General features: G+C 32.3%; 22 protein-coding genes. 6 read left to right on the top strand and 16 right to left on the bottom strand.

Going from position 1 to position 22,562, the window contains the following annotated elements; all coding sequences use genetic code 11:
* Nucleotides 1-104 precede the first annotated feature (104 nt).
* Nucleotides 105-524 (top strand): (4Fe-4S)-binding protein, encoded by a 420-nt coding sequence (locus tag DUZ96_RS03775; protein ID WP_114300627.1) that lies wholly within the window; start codon nucleotides 105-107, stop codon nucleotides 522-524.
* A 143-nt stretch (nucleotides 525-667) separates the two neighbouring features.
* On the opposite strand, the gene DUZ96_RS13050 is transcribed toward DUZ96_RS03775, so the two are convergent.
* Entirely contained in the window at nucleotides 668-1,096 is a 429-nt protein-coding gene (locus DUZ96_RS13050; protein ID WP_258774310.1) for a hypothetical protein, read from the bottom strand.
* Nucleotides 1,097-1,385: 289 nt separating this feature from the next.
* Between DUZ96_RS13050 and DUZ96_RS03785 the strand changes: the two genes are divergently transcribed.
* On the top strand, nucleotides 1,386-2,186 hold the full coding sequence (locus DUZ96_RS03785; RefSeq protein ID WP_114300757.1) for a class I SAM-dependent methyltransferase: 801 nt from the start codon (nucleotides 1,386-1,388) through the stop codon (nucleotides 2,184-2,186).
* A 26-nt stretch (nucleotides 2,187-2,212) separates the two neighbouring features.
* Here the strand turns inward: DUZ96_RS03785 and msrA are convergent, their stop codons facing one another.
* The 3 genes from msrA to DUZ96_RS03800 all read right to left on the bottom strand — a co-directional run bounded on the left by msrA (nucleotide 2,213) and on the right by DUZ96_RS03800 (nucleotide 4,889).
* On the bottom strand, nucleotides 2,213-2,875 hold the full coding sequence (gene msrA, locus DUZ96_RS03790; protein WP_114300628.1) for a peptide-methionine (S)-S-oxide reductase MsrA: 663 nt from the start codon (nucleotides 2,873-2,875) through the stop codon (nucleotides 2,213-2,215).
* A 131-nt stretch (nucleotides 2,876-3,006) separates the two neighbouring features.
* The gene (locus tag DUZ96_RS03795; protein WP_114300629.1) at nucleotides 3,007-3,792 is read right to left on the bottom strand and encodes a zinc ribbon domain-containing protein; all 786 of its coding nucleotides are present in this window, start codon (nucleotides 3,790-3,792) and stop codon (nucleotides 3,007-3,009) included.
* A 2-nt stretch (nucleotides 3,793-3,794) separates the two neighbouring features.
* Complete coding sequence (locus DUZ96_RS03800) at nucleotides 3,795-4,889, bottom strand: Nif3-like dinuclear metal center hexameric protein (RefSeq protein WP_114300630.1); 1,095 nt, start codon at nucleotides 4,887-4,889, stop codon at nucleotides 3,795-3,797.
* A 40-nt stretch (nucleotides 4,890-4,929) separates the two neighbouring features.
* Here DUZ96_RS03800 and lpxK point away from each other — a divergent pair, with 40 nt between their 5' ends.
* Nucleotides 4,930-5,928: a tetraacyldisaccharide 4'-kinase gene (gene lpxK / locus DUZ96_RS03805; RefSeq protein ID WP_114300631.1), complete on the top strand. Its 999-nt coding sequence runs from the start codon at nucleotides 4,930-4,932 to the stop codon at nucleotides 5,926-5,928.
* Here the strand turns inward: lpxK and DUZ96_RS03810 are convergent.
* Genes DUZ96_RS03810 through DUZ96_RS03840 form a run of 7 tightly spaced genes read right to left on the bottom strand, consistent with a single transcriptional unit; the run spans nucleotide 5,925 to nucleotide 13,230 of the window.
* Nucleotides 5,925-8,162 carry an ATP-binding protein gene (locus tag DUZ96_RS03810; protein WP_114300632.1) on the bottom strand — a complete coding sequence of 746 codons (2,238 nt, stop codon included), beginning with the start codon at nucleotides 8,160-8,162 and terminating at the stop codon, nucleotides 5,925-5,927. The genes lpxK and DUZ96_RS03810 overlap by 4 nt on opposite strands.
* 28 nt (nucleotides 8,163-8,190) lie before the next feature.
* Nucleotides 8,191-9,207, bottom strand: coding sequence for a type I glyceraldehyde-3-phosphate dehydrogenase (gene gap, locus DUZ96_RS03815; protein ID WP_114300633.1), 1,017 nt, complete (start codon nucleotides 9,205-9,207; stop codon nucleotides 8,191-8,193).
* The gene (gene lipA / locus DUZ96_RS03820) at nucleotides 9,207-10,079 is read right to left on the bottom strand and encodes a lipoyl synthase (protein ID WP_114300634.1); all 873 of its coding nucleotides are present in this window, start codon (nucleotides 10,077-10,079) and stop codon (nucleotides 9,207-9,209) included. Before lipA ends, gap begins: the two co-directional genes overlap by 1 nt.
* Nucleotides 10,080-10,130: 51 nt before the next feature.
* Nucleotides 10,131-11,375: an Nramp family divalent metal transporter gene (locus tag DUZ96_RS03825; RefSeq protein WP_114300635.1), complete on the bottom strand. Its 1,245-nt coding sequence runs from the start codon at nucleotides 11,373-11,375 to the stop codon at nucleotides 10,131-10,133.
* On the bottom strand, nucleotides 11,375-11,920 hold the full coding sequence (locus DUZ96_RS03830) for an RNA polymerase sigma factor (protein ID WP_114300636.1): 546 nt from the start codon (nucleotides 11,918-11,920) through the stop codon (nucleotides 11,375-11,377). Before DUZ96_RS03830 ends, DUZ96_RS03825 begins: the two co-directional genes overlap by 1 nt.
* Complete coding sequence (locus DUZ96_RS03835) at nucleotides 11,911-13,020, bottom strand: glycosyltransferase (protein ID WP_114300637.1); 1,110 nt, start codon at nucleotides 13,018-13,020, stop codon at nucleotides 11,911-11,913. Before DUZ96_RS03835 ends, DUZ96_RS03830 begins: the two co-directional genes overlap by 10 nt.
* A 6-nt stretch (nucleotides 13,021-13,026) precedes the next feature.
* Nucleotides 13,027-13,230, bottom strand: coding sequence for a membrane or secreted protein (locus tag DUZ96_RS03840; RefSeq protein WP_114300638.1), 204 nt, complete (start codon nucleotides 13,228-13,230; stop codon nucleotides 13,027-13,029).
* Nucleotides 13,231-13,354: 124 nt separating this feature from the next.
* Here DUZ96_RS03840 and aqpZ point away from each other — a divergent pair, with 124 nt between their 5' ends.
* Entirely contained in the window at nucleotides 13,355-14,041 is a 687-nt protein-coding gene (gene aqpZ, locus DUZ96_RS03845) for an aquaporin Z (RefSeq protein ID WP_114300639.1), read from the top strand.
* 50 nt (nucleotides 14,042-14,091) lie between these two features.
* Here aqpZ and DUZ96_RS03850 read toward each other — a convergent pair whose 3' ends face one another.
* The 4 genes from DUZ96_RS03850 to DUZ96_RS03865 all read right to left on the bottom strand — a co-directional run bounded on the left by DUZ96_RS03850 (nucleotide 14,092) and on the right by DUZ96_RS03865 (nucleotide 17,808).
* Complete coding sequence (locus tag DUZ96_RS03850; RefSeq protein ID WP_114300640.1) at nucleotides 14,092-14,883, bottom strand: anti-sigma factor; 792 nt, start codon at nucleotides 14,881-14,883, stop codon at nucleotides 14,092-14,094.
* Nucleotides 14,884-14,894: 11 nt separating this feature from the next.
* Nucleotides 14,895-15,428, bottom strand: coding sequence for an RNA polymerase sigma factor (locus DUZ96_RS03855; protein WP_114300641.1), 534 nt, complete (start codon nucleotides 15,426-15,428; stop codon nucleotides 14,895-14,897).
* 176 nt (nucleotides 15,429-15,604) lie between these two features.
* The gene (gene murB / locus DUZ96_RS03860) at nucleotides 15,605-16,618 is read right to left on the bottom strand and encodes a UDP-N-acetylmuramate dehydrogenase (protein ID WP_114300642.1); all 1,014 of its coding nucleotides are present in this window, start codon (nucleotides 16,616-16,618) and stop codon (nucleotides 15,605-15,607) included.
* Nucleotides 16,618-17,808: a pyridoxal phosphate-dependent aminotransferase gene (locus DUZ96_RS03865; RefSeq protein WP_114300643.1), complete on the bottom strand. Its 1,191-nt coding sequence runs from the start codon at nucleotides 17,806-17,808 to the stop codon at nucleotides 16,618-16,620. The genes murB and DUZ96_RS03865 overlap by 1 nt, the downstream gene beginning before the upstream one ends.
* A gap of 115 nt (nucleotides 17,809-17,923) precedes the next feature.
* Between DUZ96_RS03865 and DUZ96_RS03870 the strand changes: the two genes are divergently transcribed.
* Nucleotides 17,924-19,279, top strand: coding sequence for a pepsin/retropepsin-like aspartic protease family protein (locus tag DUZ96_RS03870; protein WP_181855221.1), 1,356 nt, complete (start codon nucleotides 17,924-17,926; stop codon nucleotides 19,277-19,279).
* 32 nt (nucleotides 19,280-19,311) lie between these two features.
* On the opposite strand, the gene DUZ96_RS03875 is transcribed toward DUZ96_RS03870, so the two are convergent.
* Entirely contained in the window at nucleotides 19,312-19,740 is a 429-nt protein-coding gene (locus tag DUZ96_RS03875) for a DUF1573 domain-containing protein (protein ID WP_114300645.1), read from the bottom strand.
* Nucleotides 19,741-19,925: 185 nt separating this feature from the next.
* Here DUZ96_RS03875 and DUZ96_RS03880 point away from each other — a divergent pair, with 185 nt between their 5' ends.
* A complete protein-coding gene (locus DUZ96_RS03880; RefSeq protein WP_114300646.1) occupies nucleotides 19,926-22,556 on the top strand; it encodes a valine--tRNA ligase in 2,631 nt (876 codons plus the stop codon).
* Nucleotides 22,557-22,562: the final 6 nt, after the last annotated feature.

The following is a 22,562-nucleotide window of genomic DNA, read 5'->3' on the forward strand; positions in this document are numbered from 1 at the left end:
TAAGAGATTTATCGGTTGTAAACAAAAATAAGAATTAAAGCTGAGGCAGTAAAGCTAATTCTTCACTCCTGAAAATTCATTATCTTTAAGGAAAGCGTAAAGTAATGGGAAAGATAAAAGAATATAGCAATGGCGAAGTTACGGTTGTTTGGGAAGCCGAAAAATGTATCCATTCTGCCATGTGTGTAAAAGGTTTGCCAAATGTTTTTAAACCAAATGATAGACCTTGGATAAATATTGATGTGGCAACATCTGATGACTTGGTTAATACGGTAAAAAAGTGCCCTTCTGGTGCTTTAAGTTTTTACTTGAATGACAAAACAGATATGACATCTCAAAAACTTGAAACCCAAGTTGAGATTTTGGAAAATGGTCCATTATTGGTATACGGAACGTTGTATGTTACGCATAAGGACGGTACAAAGGAAACCAAAAATAGAACCACAGCATTTTGTAGATGTGGAGCGTCTAAAAATAAACCATATTGTGACGGTGCACATGTGAAGCATGAATTTAGAGGATAAAAAAGCGCTTTGAATTCAAAGCGCTGGTGAAAATATATAGACGCCCTAAGGCGGAAAATGTAAGCTATACGTTTTAAGTCGGAATGACCACGTGAAACTTACATTATAGATCCCAAAAGTAATGCCAAAAATTTAATTCAGTGTTACTCTAATGTTATGCTTACGTCAGTAAAGTTTAAATTCCATTTACCATCATCTTTTTTGTGGTTTATGGCAATTTTAATTCCACCAAAGTCTTGATAATTTTCAAATCTTGTAGACATATACGGTATGTCAAAATTCTTTGGTCTATATGACCATTCTTTAATTAAAAATTTTTCATCATAAAAAATATCGTAGGCATCACCAGGTGTGTAGCCACCTTCAGTAGGATAGGTAATAGTTATCATAGCAAGATTTTCTTTACCTAAAGGTGATTCTTTTTTAACTGGTTCTGAAATGGAAGCTGTTTTATCCCAAACTAATTGAAAAGGTACTAAAAACCAATATTTATCATTTGTAAATGCTCTATCTGCGCCCATATGAGTACTATCTACTTTATACCTATTATAACTAACAACCGCGCTACCCATTACCATATTCACGTCATTGATTTTAGGGTTCCATATCCAAGAGCGACCCTTACCTTTTATGGTATCTCTATCTACTCTAAAAGTGAATCTAACTTCAGAGACTTTATTCCAATTTTCAAAACCATGCGCATTTGCAATTTTTTATGCAATGGTTAATTCATTTAGTTCTTCTGCTGTAGATTTTTTTGCTTCGGAATTACAAGAAGTGAATGCGATTAAACAAATTAAGATTACAAAGATGTATTTCATTTTAAAACTTGTTATAATTTAGATGCAAAATTACACAAGGATGGAAGAGCATACTAATTATTTTGAAGTTAATAAGGACACATGGAATAAAAAAGTTACTATACACGCTCAAAGCGAAATGTATGATATGGAAGCCTTTAAGATGGGTAAAACATCTTTGATGCCTTATGAATTGAAATCTCTTGGAAATGTAGAAGGAAAATCTTTATTGCATTTACAGTGCCATTTTGGACAAGATACGCTTAGCTGGAGTAGGATGGGAGCACAATGTATAGGTGTTGATTTAAGCGATAAAGGGATTAAGCTAGCACAAAAATTAAATCAAGAATTGGGTTTGGATGCTGAATTTACATGCTGTAATGTCCTTGACACCTCAAAATATATTGAGCATACATTTGATATCGTTTATACAAGTTATGGAGTTATCGGTTGGTTGCCCAATTTAAAGCCCTGGGCAAAGATGATTTATGAACGGTTAGAACCAGGTGGTTTTTTCTACATTATTGAATTTCATCCCATACTTTGGATGTTTGATTATGTTGATGGTAAAACAGAAATGAAATATCATTATAATCAAGATAGGGTGATTTATGAAGAATATGAAGGGACTTATGCAGATCAATCTTCAAAAATGCTTAGCAAGGAATACGGATGGAATCATGGTTTAAGCGAAGTAGTTAATGCGCTTATAGAAGCTGGTTTGAAAATTGACTATCTAAATGAATATGATGAAAGTCCTTATGATATTTTTCCGGATTTAGTGAAACAAAGTAATGGTCTTTATAAAATGAAAGATCAACTATTCCCAATGCTTTTTGAGATAAAGGCTACAAAAAAATAATGCCTGATTTTTGATCAGGCGTTCAATTAATGCTTTGCACTTTCTTTTAATAGTTCTGGGAATTTCTCCTTAAATCTATTTAATCTTGGTATCGATACTGCTCGTACATATCTTTGATTTGGATTCCTCTTTTCGAAATCTTGATGATAGCCTTCCGCAATCCAAAATTTCTGAAAAGGATAAACTTCTGCACCGATTTTTGCGTCAAGTCTTTTAGCTAACACCGTTTTTTTATCTAAGATGATTTTCTTTTGACCTTCATTCTGGTAGAAAATGATAGATCTATATTGTGATCCTCTATCTGGTCCTTGACCATTAAACTGAGTTGGGTCTTGAGATCCAAAATATACATCAACCAAGGTTGAAAAACTTACAATATTAGGATTGTAAATAACTTCTACCGCCTCTGCATGCCCTGTTCTTCCTGTATTACTCAATTCATAGGTTGGATTATCAGTAAAACCACCTGCATAACCGCTAATAACTTCGTCAACACCTTTCACGCTTTCATAGATTGCTTCTACACACCAAAAACAACCACTTGCAAAGTAGGCTTTGGCTAATCCATTTTCTAGAGGTACTTCAATAGGATCTGCATTAATTACAGCTTGTTGTTTTAGATTAGTTTGAGCTTGGTTATGACAGCTAAAACAGAGTAAAATACTTAATACGATTACTAATTTTTTCATTTTTGTTATTTCTTTTACTAAATAGACGAACAAAATTAATATTCCTTAAAACCAATTGTTTTAAAATTATATTAAATAAAAAAAGCCTTTGCATTAATGCAAAGGCTTTTCTAGATTTATAAATACTTAAATTATTTGCTCAATTTTGCAAATATCTTATCCATTTTTGCTTTTTCCTCTTCAGCTAATTGAGCATCAACCAAGATGCGTCCACTATGCTCATCAGTGATTACTTTTTTCCTTGAAGCAATTTCAACTTGTACCTGTGGAGGAATAGTAAAGAAAGAGCCACCTGAAGCGCCACGCTCGATAGGTACAACTGCTAATCCGTTTTTTACATTATTTCTTATTCTTAAGTAAGCATTAACCAAACGATCGTCTATCTTCTTTTGAAAATCCGCTGATTTAACTAATAATGCCTCTTCTTCCTTTTCAGTTTCTTTTAAAATCTCGTTTAATTCTCCTTTTTTGTGCTTAAGATGAGAATTACGATCTTTTAAACGGTCCTTTGTTTCAGAAATAACTTCTTTCTTCTGTTCTATTTGAACCTTAAATTCTTTGATGTGTTTTTCAGCCAATTGAATTTCTAGCTCTTGATATTCAATTTCTTTAGTAAGTGAGTTGTATTCTCTGTTATTTCTAACATTTTTTTGTTGCTCACTGTACTTTTTCATTAAAGCCTTGGCCTCTTCTATTAGGTTCTTTTTCCCTTTAATCTCGTCATCAATAACAGCTAAACTGTCATTTAATTTTTCTAACCGCTTTGTAAGCCCTTCAACCTCATCTTCTAAATCTCTGACTTCTAAAGGAAGTTCACCTCTGACATTTTTTATTTCGTCTACTCTAGAGTCAATTAATTGTAAATCGTATAATGCTCTTAATCTTTCTTCGACAGAAACTTCAGCTTTTTTTGCCATAATTATAAATACTTAACCGGATTTGTATTTGTCTTTGATAAAATGATTGCAAAACTAGTAATTTTTTTCGAGAGATAGTCTACTAAAAACGATTTTGTGAACTGTTCGCTTTCATAATGTCCGATGTCGGCTAATATGATTTCACCCTCTGCAGTAAAGAAATCGTGATATTTTAAATCTGCAGTTATAAACAAATCCGCACCAGAGGCTTTTGCTGCACCAATTGCAAAACTACCAGAACCTCCTAAAACTGCAATTTTTTTAATCTGTTTTGATGATAATTTTGAATATCTTATACATGCAGATTTGAATGTGTTTTTCACAAATTCTAAGCATTTAGTCACTTCCATTGGCTTACTTAACTCACCAACCATTCCCATACCAGTATTTGCGTCAGTGTTATTAAGCGTGAATATTTCATAAGCTACCTCTTCATATGGGTGCGTAGTTAAAAGAGCTTTTAAGACTTGTTTTTCGAGATGTTTTTTAAAGATAACAGAAATTGAGGTTTCATCTTCAGAATGAAACTCTCCTTTTTTACCCATTGACGGATTAGAATCTTCATTACCTAAATATGTGCCCTTTCCTTCTACATTGAAACTACAAGACTCGTAACTGCCTAAGCTTCCAGCACCAGCATTGAACAAGGCTTCTCTCAATTCTAATGCTTTTTCTTTTGGCACATAGGTCTGTAATTTTTTAATTGTACCCGTTTGAGGTATAAGAATCCTTTTGTTTTCCAATGCTAATTGATCACATATAATAGAATTAACACCTTCTATGGCATTATCTAATGCTGTGTGGATTGAAAAAATTGAAATATTATTCTTGATAGCTTTTATTACAACGCGCTCTACATACGATTTTCCAGTAATTTTTTTTAAAGCCTTAAATATGATTGGATGAAAACTAACGATAAGGTTACAGTTGTTTTCAATAGCCTCATCTACCACAGCTTCTAGAGTATCTAAAGTGACTAGGATTCCATTAACTTTTTGGTTTTTATCACCAACTAATAATCCTACATTATCAAAATCTTCAGCATAACTCAATGGGGCCAAATCATGTAGGTGATTAATAACATCTTGTACTATCATAATTAGTAATTTGTATCAAAAATAGCATATTTTAGTGGCAATGAAATTCATCCGAATTATATTATTTCCATTAATGCCAATATACTATATCATAACTTGGTTGAGAAACTGGTGTTATGATAATGGTATATTAAAGTCAAAATCTTATAATGTACCTATTATATGTGTTGGGAATTTAAGTACTGGAGGTACTGGAAAAACGCCTATGATTGAATTATTAATTTCTTTATTACATAAAAAGAAATCGGTTGCAACTTTAAGCAGAGGTTATAAGCGCAGTACCGAAGGATTTATTTTAGGTGATGAAAATGCTTCAGCCTCCTTAATTGGTGACGAACCATTTCAGTTTTTTAAAAAGTTTGATGACATAAAAGTAGCTGTAGATAGTAATAGACAGAATGGTATTTCTAATTTATTGAAATTGTCTTCTCCTCCTGATGTTATTTTACTTGACGATGCCTATCAGCACAGAAAAGTACGAGCAGGATTAAATATATTGTTGACCTCATTTAGTAAACCATATTATAAAGATTATGTTTTACCAACTGGTAACCTTAGGGAACCAAGATCTGGTAAAAATAGAGCTGATATTGTTGTGGTAACAAAATGCAAAATAGGAATAACGGAAACTGACAAAGAGGAATATAAAGAGCGCTTAAAACTAAAATCTAACCAAAGTATTTTTTTTAGTTATATAGATTATGCTGGGGATGTTATTGGGTTAAAAACTACCTTAAAATTAAATGAACTACCAAAATTTACATTGGTAACTGGTATTGCAAATGCTAAACCTTTAGTTGAATATCTTGCTAAACAAGATTTGACATTTGATCATATTGAGTATCCAGATCATCACAATTTTAAAACTTCTGAAATTGAAATGTTAAGTCAAAAGGAACTTATATTAACTACAGAAAAAGATTATATGAGATTGTCCGATAATGATAGCCTTAAAGAAATCCTATTTTATTTACCAATTCAGACGAAAATTGATGGTGTGGATAACTTCAAAAAGGAAATAAAATCATTTATTACTTAGAAAAAATTTGAAACGACTTCTTTACCTGTAAGTACATCATAAAGTTTGTTTTCGAAGTCTTCTTGCTTAAACGGTTTAGAAATAATGTCGTTAAAACCGGCCTCACCAAACTCATGCATCTTATCTTCAAGCGTTACGGCTGTTAGTGCAAAAATTGTTAATTCTTTATCAAAGGTTCTAATGATTTTTGTTGCTTCTAATCCACTTATTCCTGGCATATGAATATCCATTAATACAACTTTATAATCAACCGCACGAACTTGTTCCACAGCGTCTTCACCATTATCAACCACATCACAATGTAACCCCATTTTATTTAGGATCTTTTTTGTGACCATTTGATTTATTTTGTTGTCTTCTACAACAAGAATTTTTACTCCACTTAAATCTAAACCTTCCATTTTACTTGGTTTTTTGTCGTCTTCAACTTTTTTGATTTTAGACTCTTCAGCAACTTCTAATGGAATTTCAAAAAAGAATGTTGTGCCTTTACCAAGCTCACTCTTCAGATAAATCTTTCCTTTAAGAATTTGAATAAGTCCTTTTACAATTGATAAACCAAGACCAGTTCCGCCATACTTTCTGTTAATTTGCACAGAACCTTGAGAAAAACTTTCAAACATTTGGTCTTGTTTTTCTTTTGTAATACCAATACCATTGTCTTCAATTTCGAAACGCAAATTGCAGATCTTGTCTTTTTGATCTACTTTATGCGCTCTTACCCAGATGTCTCCATCTTTTGTGAATTTAATAGCATTACCAAGTAGGTTAATTAAGATTTGGGATATCTTAAGTTGGTCTCCAATGTAGGTTTCTGGTAGACCGTTATCATATTTAAAATGTAATTTTGTGCCGTTATCATTAGCTGAATTACTGAGAGCCGACATTACATTTTCAATTTTTGTTTTTAGGTTAAATCTTTCTGGATCTAGTTCAACCTTATTAGCTTCAATTTTATTTATTTGAAGTATATCATTTATAAATGTTAACAAATAATCACCTGAAAATTTGAGTGATTTTAAATGAGGTACCTGATGTTCTTTTGGATTTTCATCTAACAGCATACTTGTAAGACCTGTAACTGCATACAACGGTGTACGTAACTCATGGGTTACGGTAGATAAAAAGTTTGCCTTTGTTTTAGATGCAAGTTCTGCTTTTTCTTTTGCAACGATGAGCTCATCATTCTTCTTATGAAGCATGTTATTTGTCTTGAGCCTTATGTTGTTGTTTTTATAAAGAGACAAGGTTAGTAAAGATAAAATTGTGATTAATGCTATACTAAGAATAGTCGTAATTCTAGTAAAATTACTCTCAGCACTTACCTCTATAATTTGTGCTTTTAATTGAGCGTTTTCAGCATTTTTATATGCATTTATATATTTACCAGATATTCCTACACTTAAATTCTCTCTTTTTATGTGCAATAAAGAATCAGAAAGTTTAATGTGCTGTTTAAGATATAGTAATGAGTTTTTATAGTCTCCATCATTATTATAAATTTCGCTCAAAGTACTGTAGGCTGTATTAACGTTATCAATAAGGTTGTTTGCTTGTGCAATTTCGAGCCCTTGATTTACTTGAGCGTATGCTATGTCATGACTTCCTAATCCACATAATACCTTACCAGATTGTATAAATGCACTACTTAATAACCTTTGTTGGTCGTATTTTTTTGCTATTATCGTTGTTCTTTCCAGAAGTGTTTTAGCATCTTCATATTGTTCTAAGGCAATATGTGCCTTGGCTTCATTAAGAGTAACTTCTGAAACGTACTCTTCTAATCTTTCTTGCTCAAATAAATTTTTTGCGGATTTAAAATAATCCAGGGCATTTTCATAATCTTCCTGTGCACTTAAGAAAACTCCTTTAATATTATAACTTACTGCACGATTGCCATAATCATCTATTTCTCTTTGAATATTAAGTGCGTTGGTTAGCGATACGTTTGCTTGATTGTGCTCATTTACAAGAAATTGAGCTTTGGCAATCTTTGTATAAATAATGCCTTGACTAGATTTATCATCAATTTTTATTGCAACATCTAGTGCTTTGTTAAGATTATCAATAGCGTTAAAGTAGTCACCACGATCACTCTCAAGCTTAGCTTGATCTTCGTAGTTTTGTTGGCGTAGAGCAAGCATATCCACGTCTTCGACTTCATCTTGTTGTGCGAAAACTAGGCAACAAAAACTTGCTAAAAAAACAAATAAATAATATTTGATTCGGGACATTTCAGCTCTCTTAATTGAACAAATATAATTATTTATTCGACAAAAGTGATGTTTTCTCCGATAAATTGCAAATTAATTCTAAAATTCTTGAACTGTAACCTGTTTCATTGTCATACCAACCCACTATTTTCAACATGTTCCCAATGACAGAGGTCATCTGAGAATCAAATATGCATGAATGGGGATTTCCAACAATGTCAATTGATACAATTGGATCTTCAGTATATTGTAAAATGCCTTTAAGTTTTCCTTTTGCAACATTTTTGAAGAGGTTGTTAACTTCGTCTATTGTAGTTAGCTTTTTTACATTAATTGTAATGTCGGTAAGAGAGCCATTAGCGACAGGAACTCTGATACCGCAACCACCAATAACATCTGATAAATCAGGAAATATTTTTGTTAATGCTTTTGCTGCACCAGTTGTAGTTGGTACAATTGACTGACTCGCCGCTCTTGCACGTCTTAAATCCCGATGAGGTTGATCATGAAGGCTTTGGTCCGTAGTATAGGAGTGTACCGTAGTTATATATGCTTGTTTAATTCCAAAATACTCTTTAATAACAGCAATCATTGGAGCAGCATTGTTTGTTGTACATGAAGCATTTGAAATAATAGTATCATTTGTATCTATACTATTATCATTTATGCCTAAAACAATTGTTTTTATATTGTCTTCTATTGGAGGTACAGATAATATAACTCTTTTTGCACCATTATTAATATGTTGCTGTAATACTTCTTCTGATTTAAATTTACCAGTAGATTCAATTACAAAATCGGGTTTTACTTTAGACCAATCTATATCTCGTGGATGAGAGTGCTGATATAAAGGTATTTGCTGGTCATTAATTATAATGTGATTCTCATTATATGATATAGTCTCATTAAGAACACCATGAATGCTATCATACTTTAACAGATGACTTAATGTTTTAGCATCTGCCAAATCATTAATTGCAACAATTTTTATTTTGGGATTTTGAAGCGCTAACCTAGAAACACGTCTTCCTATTCTACCAAAACCATTTATGGCAATAGCAATCATTAATTAATATGTTTCTGAGCTTTATATGAAGATCTAACTAGAGCACTGCTTTCTACATGTCTAAACCCAAGACTGCGTCCAATTTCTTCGTATTCTTTAAACTCGTCTGGATTAATGAATCGTTTAACAGGTAGGTGCTTTTTACTTGGTTGTAGATATTGCCCAATGGTTACGACATCAACATCATTTTCCCTTAAATCATGTAAAGTTTCAATAACTTCTTCTCGCGCTTCACCTAGACCTAGCATAATCCCAGATTTAGTTCGTCGCTGACCTTGCTGTTTTAAATATTTTAAAACATCCATGCTACGATCGTATTTTGCTTGTATCCTTACTTCGCGAGTAAGGCGTCTTACTGTTTCAATATTATGTGAGACCACTTCTGGTGCAACATCAATGATTCTGTCTATATGACGTTCTATACCTTGAAAGTCTGGAATAAGAGTCTCAAGGGTAGTTTCTGGATTCATTCTTCTTACGGCTTTAACTGTTTCTGCCCACATAATGCTTCCCATATCCTTTAAATCATCCCTATCTACACTTGTTAAAACGGCATGCTTTATTTGCATTATCTTGATAGAACGAGCAACTTTTTCAGGTTCATCCCAATCTACAGTCTCAGGTCGCCCAGTTTTTACGCCACAAAATCCACAAGAACGTGTACAAATATTCCCTAAGATCATAAATGTCGCTGTTCCTTCTCCCCAACACTCGCCCATATTTGGACAACTACCAGAAGTACAAATTGTATTTAATTTGTATTTGTCAACAAGTCCTCTTAATTCGGTATATTTTTTACCAGTTGGTAATTTTACACGAAGCCATTTTGGTTTTCGCTCTGGTAATATATTTGAAGCAACTTTCGTTTCCATGCAATTTCAATTTCAGGAAGTAAAGATACGAAGTAATAAATTAAAATAATCTTAAATAGTTGTTAGGTACCAGATGCTGAATCCTATTAAAAATGCGATTCCAAACCATGATAAGATCCTTAGTTTTAAGTTTGGTTGCCATTCTTTTGGAGTGTGTTTGCTAGTAATAAGTCTTAAGTTTATTATGGCATAAAATGGAGCTGTAATAAAGGAAAGAATCGTGGCTATTTTAATCAATAATCCCATTTCTGATATAAAAGCAAAGAAAATAACCAACGTGCCAATTGTGAGAACTAATATCCAAAAGAAATATCCTCTAGGAAAAGATTTTCTAAGTAATAACTCCATACTGTTTGTCATTGCTCTAGGGGACGCATCCAATGTTGTAATGGTTGTACTAAACATTGTGGTCAATGCTGCAACTCCTATAATTATAAAAGCCCATTTGCCCAGAGTACTCGTATAAAGATCAATGAGTTGATTTGAAAACACCGAGGCTTTATCACTAAAAGTTTCTCCAGTATTATACATTACAAGGTATCCAAGAGATAAAAATGCAATACCAAGAATAATAGTACCTATATAACCAATATTAAAATCTAATAATGCTGTTTTTGGAGAGAATTTATTCTCGCCTTTCTTTTTTTCTACAGCCCAGATGGAATGCCAGACCGAAATATCTAATGGAGCAGGCATCCAACCCATAAAGGCGATTAAGAATGCAATTTCTAAAGAGTTTTGTGGCAATACTTGTCTTAAAGAAATTTCATTTGTGTTTTCTATAAGGGCAAAACCAACCGCAACCAATGTACTTATGGTTAAGATTATAATAATGAATTTAATGAGTTTGTCTAAAGCACTATACTTACCAATGAATAGAAAAAGTAGGCAAATACTTAAAATTATCATAGTCCAGATTTGAATACTAGATATACCAAGAGACTGACTATTTAATGCACTGATATCACCAAAAAGAGAATTTGCCAGTCCGGCAGTTACGATTGTAACTGCTGTTTGAATTGTAAACATTGTGGCCAAGTTTAAAATAAAGTAGACAATTAATATCCCTTTATTCAATTTATAATACCCTTGTAAGAGATTCTCACCAGTTGCGGATGCATACCTGGGACCAAACTGAAAGAATGGGTATTTAAACAAATTTACTAGCAATAGTGCCCATAATAGACCTAATCCGAAATCAGCACCAGCTCTTGTGGATTGAACCAAGTGTGATACACCAATTGCTGCACCTGCAAATAGTAGTCCTGGTCCTAATTTTTTAAATGTCTTGAACATTAGCTTTCGGTAATGATTTCAGCCAGTAGTTTTTTGGCTCTTAGAAGTTTTACCTTAACATTATTCATAGGTTCATTTAACTCTTCTGAAATTTCTTTGTAACTCAATTCTTGAAAATACCTTAAGTTAATTACCTTTTGGTAGTGAGGTTTTAATTTCTTTATATCCCTTAAAAGATTAGCCAAATTCTGTTCAGTAATAATTTTATCCTCAGGAGAGGGAGAGTCATCGATAATGTCGAAGTAGCTGTCCTCGTTATCTTTAGACGTATTTCTAATAGATTTTTTTTGTGATCTTACTAAATCAATATGGATATTTTTCGAAATGGTAATTAGCCAAGTTTTAAACTTATATTTATCATTGTAAGTATCAATTTTATCAAAAGCCTTTGAAAAGGTTTGAATGGTAATATCTTCTGCATCATTCTCATTTTTAGTACGCGTTAATTGAAAAGCATAAACATCATTCCAAAAGCTATCTAATAAGAAATTAAATGCAATCTGATCTTTTTGCTTTGCTCTATTAATTGCTTCTGTTAATTCCAATGCCTGGGTTTAGATATGAGATTAGCAATAAAGATAAATAATTGGGATATAACTAAAAATAAATCTAAAAGAGGAATGAAGACTATTAGGTCCCTTTCATTTAGTTTAGAAGACGTTAAGCCGGTACAAACTATTTGAATCAATATTCGAGATAAGAATAAAATAAGTATTAGCCAGTCGTAGTTAAAAATAAAACACATCAGTGATATTATCCAAAACATTATTTGACTGAAATAAAATAGACCTAAAAAGAACTTATGTTCAGGTTTGTACAATTTAGCAGTGCTAATATGCCTACGTTTTTGGTTAAACCAATCTATAAAACTTGCTTTAGGCTGAGAAATTGTAAAACTGTCCTTAGTGTAGCAAATAGCCGTATTTTGGCTTGTAGCTACTTCATTAATAAATAAATCGTCATCGCCAGACTTAATATGCATATGTTCCTTAAAACCAGAATTGTTAAAAAACAATTCTTTTCTGTAAGCCATATTTCTTCCAACACCCATATACGGTATCCCTAATTTGGTATAAGAGAAATATTGTAAAGCAGTCATTAAAGTTTCAAATCTAATAAGTTTGTTGAGTAGAGAGTATGACTTTTTTGAATAAGCTCCATAGCCTAAAACGATTGATTTTGTATTTGAAAAGTACCCACTTATATTAGCCAGCCAATCTTCAGAAACTGGAGTGCAATCTGCATCTGTAAAAACTAAGAAATCATTTTTTGCCGCCTTGATTCCAAGTGTTAATGCATATTTTTTGTTTCCCCAAAAAACCTCATTCACCTTCACATCCACCAATGAAATATTTTTATGTTTTGATTGAAATTCCTTCATGACTTCTAAAGTGTTATCCGAGGAACTATCATTAACCAAAACAATTTCAAAATTCCCATATTTCTGATTTATAATTGAAGGTAGAGATTCTTTTAGGTTCTCTTCTTCGTTCTTTGCACAAATTATTACTGATAGCGGAAGATTATGTTTTAATTTTTTATCTGTACTTTTTATAGCAAAGGAAAAAAGAAAGGATAGGTAATAGCCAGCTTGAATACTTAATACCGCAATAAACGCTACAAATAGTATAGTCGTTAAGCTCATTAAGTATTAAGAATGTTGAGGTTCTTTGCAGTCTTTGAATTGGTCTGGTGTTTTACCGCAGAACCCACAGGCTTCACCATCTTGATTAAGCATTGGATTTTGACTTGCACAGGTTCCGGCAAATTCACCATCTTTTTTTGCCCATATTTTAATTGCAATTCCTGCAACTGCCAAAGCCAATAAACCTAGTGTGAGTAGTAGTAGTTTCATGTCAAAAACTTAAATAGGGTATAAAGATACGCTTTTACTTTATTTTTTTAATTAATTTAGAATGTGACTTGTTGAAAAATCAATGTGTCATATTAATATTAATAACTAACTAATAGTATCAATTATGAAAAAATTATTCGCTGAGTTCTTTGGAACTTTTTGGCTTGTTTTTGGAGGTTGTGGTAGCGCTATTTTTGCTGCAGGATTTCCTGAATTAGGAATTGGCTTCGTAGGTGTAGCTCTTGCTTTTGGTTTAACTGTACTAACAATGGCTTATGCCGTAGGGCATATTTCTGGAGGACATTTTAATCCAGCTGTTTCTATTGGACTGTGGGCAGGGGGAAAGTTTAATGCTAAGGATTTAATAGGTTATATCATTGCTCAAGTTGTTGGTGCGATTGTAGCTGCCGCAGTTTTGTATCTAATTGTGTCAGGTAAGTCTGGATTTGAATCTGTAGGAGGATTTGCGTCTAACGGTTACGGCGAGTTATCTCCTGACGGTTATGGATTGACCTCTGTAATAATAGCGGAAATGGTCCTGACAGCATTTTTCTTATTGGTAATTTTAGGGAGTACAAATGCTAGGGCTCCAAAAGGATTTGCTCCAATAGCCATTGGTTTGGCATTGACACTTATTCACTTAATAAGTATTCCAATTTCAAATACATCTGTAAATCCTGCAAGATCTTTAAGTCAGGCTCTGTTTTCAGATGGAGCACATCTTGCACAAGTATGGGTATTTTGGGTGGCACCAATTGTAGGTGCAATTATTGGCGGAATAATCCATAAGACACTTTTTGAAAAAGAGTAGAAAACAAAAAGGCGCTTAAAAAGCGCCTTTTTTAATTCTTTAAATTAAGATTAATTATCCTTAAGTGAAATCTCAGCTACTTCGGTATTGTTTTCATTGGTTTCTTCACCTTTTATACCGATTTTAATACTTAATGCAAGTGCATCTTCCATATAAGGAATTGGTTTCAATTTACGATCAGATTCATCTAGAATACCCAGGTTTACCATTCTGTCTTGAAGCTCCGCCCAAATTTGGTAGTGTTGTTCTTCAGGCAACTGAGGTAATGTAATAACGTCAATCATAGACGTTTTATCAACCGGATTAATATATGCTACTGTTTTTAGGTTTTTAGCTCTTTCATTGCCTGTCAGCACATATTTTTTAGCATCTGGATTATTTAATTTCATTAATAGATCAGACAGTTCACCAAGTTTATTGTTGTTATTTTCAATATCACTTCTTAAGTCAAAAATTTCATCAATTACAACATTATTTTCATCAAGTAAATTTTGATTTTTTTGGTATAAAAAGAAGGATGTAACTGCAAATAAAACTGCAGCAGCACTTGCGGCAATACTGTACCATGGAGTTTTCTTATGCTGTACTAATTGTATAACCTTAGTTTGGTTTTCTTCATCTAAAGTTTTCAAAATGTCTTTTAGTACGTGTTTAGGAACATCTACAGCACCAGCTTTAGCTATAATTTCTAAATTCTTCTGAAGCTTATCATATGCTAAAGATGCTTCAGGGTATTTAGCAATAAAGTATTCAACTTCTTGAGTTTCTTTCAGAGAAGTTTCTCCTACTAAATATTTATTAAGAAGGTCAGACTTTAAAAATCTATGTAATTCTGTTTCCATTTTAAAAAATTTTAAGGGTCGTAAACTTTTTTCAATTCACGTAATCCTATTTTTAATCTAGATTTAATCGTACCCAAAGGAATGTTTAATTCATCACTTGCCTCTTGTTGTGTCATGCCTTCAAAAAACAAGGCTTTTAGCACAATCTGGTACTTTTCTTCAAGTCTGCCTACATGCTCTTTTAAATCCAAAACATCTTGGTTTAAATTGCTTGAAGGTAGAATATATACGTTAGAAGTGTTAATTTGGACTTCCTTGTGATACCTATTGTTAAAACTTCTAAGTTTATCTATGGCTGTATTTCTTGCAATTCTGAATAGCCAGGTAAAGAGTTTTGCTTTGCTAGAATCATATTTTCTCGCATTTTTCCAAACTTTAACAAATGTCTCCTGCAGTGCGTCTTCAGCAATTTCTTCATTAACGGTAATTTTTAAAATAACACCATAAAGACTGTTTGAGTAGTGTTCATACAAAAGATTAATGGCTCGCTCGTCCTCTTTTTCTAAAAGCTCTATAATTTTTTGCTCTATTGGTGTAATACTCAAAATGTTAATTTATTAAATGAAATATCTAAATTAGTATAATTAACGTAAATATACTTTTAACGCTAATTAAGTTAAAAATATTTAGAATAATTTTTTCCTTCATAAAAATTTGATTAATAGCATATTAAGAAATTATTCTAGATTCAAAAGTCACACGTTTGGCTGTGAATTTTGTATTATATAATATTCACCTCAGTCTCAATATTAATTTTAAAAATACGCTTTACTGTAGCTTTGATTAGTAATGCTAGTTTATGAATATCATCTCCTTTGGCATCGCCATAATTTACCAAAACAAGGGCTTGTTTTTGATGTACTCCGTAATTATTAAATCGTTTTCCTTTAAAGCCAGCTTTTTCAATTAGCCAACCTGCTGGAATTTTAATTTCAGTGTCAGAAACTTTGTATGAGGGAACTTCTGGGAAATTTAGTTTAAGTTCATTAAAATTTTCATTTGAAATAACGGGGTTTTTAAAAAAGCTTCCGCTATTACCTATTTCCTTTGGGTCTGGTAATTTACTCTGCCTAATATTTATTACAGCATCAGATACGTTTTGTATTGTTGGATCTATTATGCTTGATGAATGCAATTGGTCAAGGATAGCACCATAATCTAAATGAAGTTTATGATTTTTCTTCGAGAGTTTTAAATTAACACTTGTGATTATATACTTTCCTTTTAACCGTTGCTTAAAGATAGATTCTCGGTAATCGAATTTACATTCTTCGTTAGTGAAGGTCTTTAACTTTTGATTTTTAATATCAATTGCCTCGCAACTAACAAAGGCATCTTTAAGCTCAACACCATAGGCACCAATATTTTGAATAGGTGCAGTACCAATATTTCCAGGAATTAATGATAGATTTTCAACACCACCATAGTTTTGCTCTAACGTCCATAGTACAAATTCATGCCAGTTTTCACCTGCCATTGCTTTAACCGTTACCCAATTTTCATTTTCTTCAACTATGCTTATTCCTTTAAGATTAATATGGATTACTAAAGCTTCAATGTCTTTGGTAAGTAGCATATTGCTTCCTCCACCCAATATGAATAGTTTTTCTTCTTTGTACTTTTCTAAACACTGGGTTAATTCATCAATTGATGAAATATTACAATATGATTTGGCGTTGACATCAATACCAAAAGTATTGTATGGTTTTAATGAAATGTTTTGCTCAATTTTCATTAATCCTTGTATACTTTTAGTGCTTCTGCTAAAATTTTTACAGCAGTTCTGAGACTTTCTTCATTTAAAACATATGCAATACGAATTTGATTTTGACCAACACCTGGTGTAGAGTAAAATCCGGCAGCTGGAGCTACCATTACAGTATTATTATTATAGTCGAATGATTGTAGTAGCCAACGTGCAAAGTCGTCAGAATTTTTAACTGGTAATTCCGCAATACAATAGAATGCGCCATTCGGTTTTGCTACTGTAACGCCTTCTATTTTTTCAAGTTCACTTGTAAGAATGTTTCGTCGCTTAACATACTCAGTGATTACATCATCAAAATAACTCTGAGGCGTATCTAATGCTGCCTCACTTGCTATCTGTGCCAATGTGGGCGGACTCAGTCTTGCCTGTGCAAATTTTAATGCCGTTTTTATGACGTCTCTGTTTTTTGAAACCAAATAACCAATTCTAGCACCACACATACTATAACGCTTAGAAACAGAATCTACTACAATGGCATGTTCTTCTAATCCAGATTCTTGTAGAATAGAATAATGTTCAATACCATCGTAAACAAATTCGCGGTAGACCTCATCAGCAATTAAAAACAAATCATGTTCCTTAACGATAGAAGCCAATTTTTTAATTTCTTCTTTTGAATAAAGATATCCTGTAGGGTTACCTGGATTACAAATTAAAATTGCTTTGGTATTTGGAGTAATTAGTTTCTCAAATTCTTCAATTGGAGGTAATGCAAAGTTGTTTTCAATTTTTGATATTACAGGGACTACATTTATACCTGAGGATGTTGAAAAACCATTATAGTTTGCATAGAATGGTTCAGGGATAATTATTTCGTCACCTTCGTCCATAATACTTCCAAATGCAAATAACAATGCTTCACTACCTCCTGTTGTTACAATTATGTCATTATGCGTAAGGTCAATATTATTGTGTAGATAGTATTTTACAATTTTCTTTCTGTATTCTTCAGACCCTTCAGATCTTGAATATGCTAAAATATCCAATGAAGATGACTTAATCGCATTCATGGCAATTGTAGGAGTCTTAATATCAGGTTGTCCAATATTCAAATAATAAACCTTTTTTCCCTTTTTAGTGGCTTCTTCGGCATAGGGTACCAATTTTCTAATTGGTGATTGAGGCATGTTATGTCCTTTTTTCGAAATTTCTGGCATTTACAGATTTTTTAGGTTACAAAGTTCTGAAATTTCTTAAAGTTTATTTAAAAAATTACAATTAAAAAATGTCTTAAGTTAAAGATTCGTAACTTAAAATAAAATCACAGCTGTATTGAGGCTTTTTTACTTTTGTATAAAATTTTTCTTCTTTTCATTTAATATACTTCATTTAAATGCTCAAGATAATTTTATTTTAAATGATGATGTTAGTGAACGCATAAACTTTGAGTTTATAAGCAATCTTATTATAATTCCTATTGAAGTTAATGGTGTAGAATTGTCCTTTATATTAGATACAGGAGTTAGTAAACCTATTCTTTTCAATTTATCTCAAAGAGATTCTATAGACTTAAAAAATGCGAAGACATTTTATTTACATGGCTTAGGTGCAGAAGGTAAACTTAAGGCTCTACGATCTACCCAGAATACTTTTAAAATTGGTAATGTTGGTAGTGTCAATCAGGATCTATATGTTGTTTTTGATGAAGCGATAAATTTTACTCCAAGATTAGGAGTACCAGTTCATGGCATTATTGGATATGATGTGTTCAAGGATTTCGTGGTAGAAGTTAATTACAGTTCAAAATATTTGAGATTACATAAAGTCAATTCATTTAAACCTAAGAACTCAAAAAAATGGAAATCAATACCAATGTCAATTCATGGCAGAAAGCCCTTTATTGATACAAAGGTTACAGTAGATAAACAACAACAAGATGTTAAGTTACTAATTGACACTGGCAGTAGTGACGCATTATGGCTTTTTGAAGATAAATCTTTGGGGTTATTATCTAAGAAAAATATGATTTTTCATGACTATTTAGGGCAAGGATTAAGTGGCTCAGTTTATGGAAAGCGATCTAAAGTAGAGCAATTTACAATAAGTGATTTTATGCTATCAAAGGCAAATGTTGCATTCCCTGATTCAACATCAATAGACAAAACCAAAATTTTTAAAGAAAGAAATGGTAGTTTAGGTGGTGATATTTTAAAACGTTTTAATCTGTTTTTTGACTACAGCAATAGCAGATTATACTTGAAGAAGAATAGTTATTTTAAAGATGCATTTACTTATAATAACAGTGGTATTGTCTTAGAACACAACGGTTCTGTTTTTGTTAATGAAGAAATTAGGATGCCCTCCTATGATAATTTTGGTGATAATAGAAACGATAATTCAGTGCAGATTAATTTCACGATTAATTATATTATGAAATTGAAACCAGCCTATAAAATTGTAGAGTTAAGGGAGTCTTCTAATGCTTATCAATCCGGATTAAGAGTAGGTGATGTTTTAATAAATATTAATAGTAAGCAAGCCTATGATTTTAAACTACCTGAAATTAACAGAATTCTGCATGGTAAAACAGGTAAGCCAATTAGGTTGCGAATTGAACGGAATGGTCAAAATATGCTATTTAAGTTTAGGTTAGATGACGCTTTTAAAATAAATGAGCCCTCAAATTGAGAGCTCATGTAACTTAATATTTGCTGATTGACTTATTGCTCAATCATACTTTTACTTTTCTTTTCTAAGACACTCGTTTTACTTGGGTCTACAACCAAACCTTTAATCTTAAGTGCTACGGTAGGTCTTTCTGCATTAGAAATTACTGTAATTGTCTTTCTAATTGGATTAACTCTGTTAGTGTCATATTTTACTTCAATTTCACCAGTTTCACCTGGCATAATTGGTTCTTTCGGTTTTTTAGGTACTGTACATCCACAAGTAGACTTAACATTAGATATAATCAATGGAGCATTTCCTGTATTTGTAAATTCAAATACTCTTACACCATCAGCACCCTTTTCAATAGTTCCATAATCAATGATTTCTGTTTTAAACTCAATCTTTGCGACTTTTTTGTCTTGAGCATAAAGTCCAAGGCTCATCATTCCTAGAAATAAAACTGCTATTAATTTTTTCATCATTTAAATTTTAAATTGATATTATAAAACTACTTACTTTTTTAATGTCAACAAAATTAATTAGATGTAATGCATTGTATTTAACAGTATTTCACTGTATTGACGCATATATGTACACTAATAGTTTTTCAAAAAAAGAAATATAAGTACTTTTGTCAGTTACTTAGCAAAAATAATACCAAAATATGGAAATCCCATCAAAATATAATGCATTGTCAGTAGAGAAGAAGTGGTATGACTATTGGATGGAGCACAATTATTTTCATTCTGTTCCAGACGAAAGAGAACCTTATACCATTGTTATTCCTCCTCCTAATGTAACAGGAATATTACACATGGGCCATATGCTAAATAATACGATTCAGGATGTATTAATTAGACGAGCTAGACTATTGGGTAAGAATGCATGCTGGGTGCCTGGTACAGATCATGCCTCTATTGCAACAGAAGCAAAAGTAGTAGCTAAACTGAAACATCAAGGTATTGATAAAAATGACCTAACTAGAGATGAGTTTTTAAAACATGCCTGGGATTGGACTGAGGAATATGGAGGTGTAATTCTAGAACAATTAAAAAAGTTAGGTTGTTCTTGTGATTGGGATAGAACAAAATTTACTATGGACGATGATTTGTCTGAAGCAGTAATAGATGTTTTCATCAATTTATATAACAAAGGACTTATTTATCGAGGATTTAGAATGGTAAATTGGGACCCTGAGGCAAAAACTACATTATCAGATGAAGAGGTAGAATATGTTGAAAAACAAGGCTCGTTATATTATTTACAATACAAAGTTGAAGGAAGTGGCGAAACCCTGACAATTGCAACGACAAGACCAGAAACAATTTTTGGTGATACGGCGATTTGCATTAATCCAAATGATGAAAGATTCACTCACCTTAAAGGGAAAAAAGCAATTGTTCCAATTTGTAATAGAGTTATACCAATAATTGAAGATGAGTATGTGGATATTGAGTTTGGTACTGGTTGTTTAAAGGTTACACCAGCACATGATGAAAACGATAAAGTTTTAGGTGATAAACATAATTTAGAGGTAGTTGACATTTTTAATGTTGATGCATCACTTAATAGTTATGGATTGCACTATGAAGGCCAAGATAGATTTGTTGTAAGAAAGGCTATTGCAAAGGAGCTAAAAGATTCTGGTCAGTTAGTTAAAACTGAAAATTATATTAATAAGGTAGGTACATCAGAGCGCACAAAAGCAGTAATTGAACCAAAATTAAGTGATCAGTGGTTTTTAAAAATGACAGATTTGGCAAAACCAGCTATAGATGCCGTCTTAAAAACAGGAGATGTTAAGTTGTTTCCAAAGAAGTTTGAAAACACATATAGACATTGGATGGAAAATATTCGTGATTGGAATATATCACGTCAGTTATATTGGGGACAACAAATACCAGCGTACTATTATGGCGACGGAAAAAATGATTTTGTAGTTGCCAAAAATTTGGATGATGCTTATTCTCAAATTAGTGAGAATGGTATATCTATTAAGAAGGAAGATATACGCCAAGATAATGACGCTTTAGATACGTGGTTTTCTTCCTGGTTATGGCCAATGAGTGTTTTTGACGGTATTAGAAATCCTGATAATGAGGAAATAAAGTATTATTATCCAACAAATGATTTGGTTACAGGACCAGATATTTTATTTTTCTGGGTTGCACGAATGATTGTCGCAGGATATGAATTTAAAGGCGAACGTCCTTTTGAGAATGTATATCTCACAGGTTTGGTAAGGGATAAGCAACGTCGTAAAATGTCTAAATCACTTGGTAATTCACCTGATGCCTTAAAACTTATTGAACAATATGGTGCAGATGGTGTAAGAGTAGGATTATTATTAAGCTCGGCAGCTGGTAATGACTTGTTGTTCGATGAAGAATTGTGTGACCAAGGAAAGAAATTTGCAAATAAAATTTGGAATGCCTTTAGGTTAATTAAAGGCTGGGAGGTTGATAAGACAATTAGCCAACCAAATTCAAGCAAAATTGCTCTCGATTGGTTCGAATCGAAATTTCAAAAAACAATAATTGAAATTGAGGATCACTTTAGTAAATATAGATTAAGTGATGCACTCATGGCAACTTATAAATTGATTTGGGATGATTTCTGTGGATGGACTTTAGAAATGATCAAGCCAGCCTATAAACAGCCAATTGATGTGGCAACTCTAGAAAAAGTTATATCAATTTTCGAGGATTTACTTAAAGTTCTTCATCCGTTTATGCCATTCTTAACTGAAGAAATTTGGCAGTATATAGATAAACGATTACCAGAACAAGCTCTTATTATATCAAAGTGGCCTGTGAAAACAACAGTTAATGAAGGATTAATTAATGAATTTGATTTCGCTTCTGAAGTTATTTCTGGCATTAGAAATATTAGAAAACAAAAGAACATCGCCTTTAAAGAAACCATTGACTGTTTATTAATCAATAATGAGAATAACAATTCAACCTTTGATGAGGTAATAATTAAATTGGGTAATCTTAGTAGCTTTAAACTTATAACTGATGCTGTGGAAGGTGCTTTAACCTTTAGGGTAAAATCTAATGAGTACTTCATTCCAATGGCGGGAAGTATTGATGTTGAAGCTGAGGTAAAAAAACTCACTGAGGAATTAAATTATACTGAGGGATTTTTAAAATCCGTTCAGAAGAAGCTTTCTAATGAGCGCTTTGTAAATAATGCCCCAGAGCAAGTTGTAGCATCAGAGCGAAAAAAAGAAGCAGACGCTAAAGCTAAAATTGAAACTATTAAGGCGAGCCTAGCTAATCTGAGTGTATAAATAGTA

Origin of the sequence: Winogradskyella sp. KYW1333 (assembly GCF_003335675.1) — a bacterium.
GTDB lineage: Bacteria > Bacteroidota > Bacteroidia > Flavobacteriales > Flavobacteriaceae > Winogradskyella.

Excerpts from the sequence above, each read along its gene's own strand:
- DUZ96_RS03835 (WP_114300637.1), bottom strand. The coding sequence starts at position 13,020 with ATGAGCTTAACGACTATACTATTTGTAGCGTTTATTGCGGTATTAAGT.
- murB (WP_114300642.1), bottom strand. The coding sequence starts at position 16,618 with ATGAAAATTGAGCAAAACATTTCATTAAAACCATACAATACTTTTGGT.
- lpxK (WP_114300631.1), top strand. The coding sequence starts at position 4,930 with ATGAAATTCATCCGAATTATATTATTTCCATTAATGCCAATATACTAT.
- DUZ96_RS03880 (WP_114300646.1), top strand. The coding sequence starts at position 19,926 with ATGGAAATCCCATCAAAATATAATGCATTGTCAGTAGAGAAGAAGTGG.
- DUZ96_RS03840 (WP_114300638.1), bottom strand. The coding sequence starts at position 13,230 with ATGAAACTACTACTACTCACACTAGGTTTATTGGCTTTGGCAGTTGCA.
- DUZ96_RS03785 (WP_114300757.1), top strand. The coding sequence starts at position 1,386 with ATGGAAGAGCATACTAATTATTTTGAAGTTAATAAGGACACATGGAAT.
- DUZ96_RS03825 (WP_114300635.1), bottom strand. The coding sequence starts at position 11,375 with ATGTTCAAGACATTTAAAAAATTAGGACCAGGACTACTATTTGCAGGT.
- DUZ96_RS03810 (WP_114300632.1), bottom strand. The coding sequence starts at position 8,162 with ATGTCCCGAATCAAATATTATTTATTTGTTTTTTTAGCAAGTTTTTGT.
- msrA (WP_114300628.1), bottom strand. The coding sequence starts at position 2,875 with ATGAAAAAATTAGTAATCGTATTAAGTATTTTACTCTGTTTTAGCTGT.
- DUZ96_RS03850 (WP_114300640.1), bottom strand. The coding sequence starts at position 14,883 with ATGGAAACAGAATTACATAGATTTTTAAAGTCTGACCTTCTTAATAAA.
- DUZ96_RS13050 (WP_258774310.1), bottom strand. The coding sequence starts at position 1,096 with ATGGGTAGCGCGGTTGTTAGTTATAATAGGTATAAAGTAGATAGTACT.
- DUZ96_RS03875 (WP_114300645.1), bottom strand. The coding sequence starts at position 19,740 with ATGAAAAAATTAATAGCAGTTTTATTTCTAGGAATGATGAGCCTTGGA.
- DUZ96_RS03775 (WP_114300627.1), top strand. The coding sequence starts at position 105 with ATGGGAAAGATAAAAGAATATAGCAATGGCGAAGTTACGGTTGTTTGG.
- lipA (WP_114300634.1), bottom strand. The coding sequence starts at position 10,079 with ATGGAAACGAAAGTTGCTTCAAATATATTACCAGAGCGAAAACCAAAA.
- gap (WP_114300633.1), bottom strand. The coding sequence starts at position 9,207 with ATGATTGCTATTGCCATAAATGGTTTTGGTAGAATAGGAAGACGTGTT.
- DUZ96_RS03795 (WP_114300629.1), bottom strand. The coding sequence starts at position 3,792 with ATGGCAAAAAAAGCTGAAGTTTCTGTCGAAGAAAGATTAAGAGCATTA.
- DUZ96_RS03865 (WP_114300643.1), bottom strand. The coding sequence starts at position 17,808 with ATGCCAGAAATTTCGAAAAAAGGACATAACATGCCTCAATCACCAATT.
- aqpZ (WP_114300639.1), top strand. The coding sequence starts at position 13,355 with ATGAAAAAATTATTCGCTGAGTTCTTTGGAACTTTTTGGCTTGTTTTT.
- DUZ96_RS03800 (WP_114300630.1), bottom strand. The coding sequence starts at position 4,889 with ATGATAGTACAAGATGTTATTAATCACCTACATGATTTGGCCCCATTG.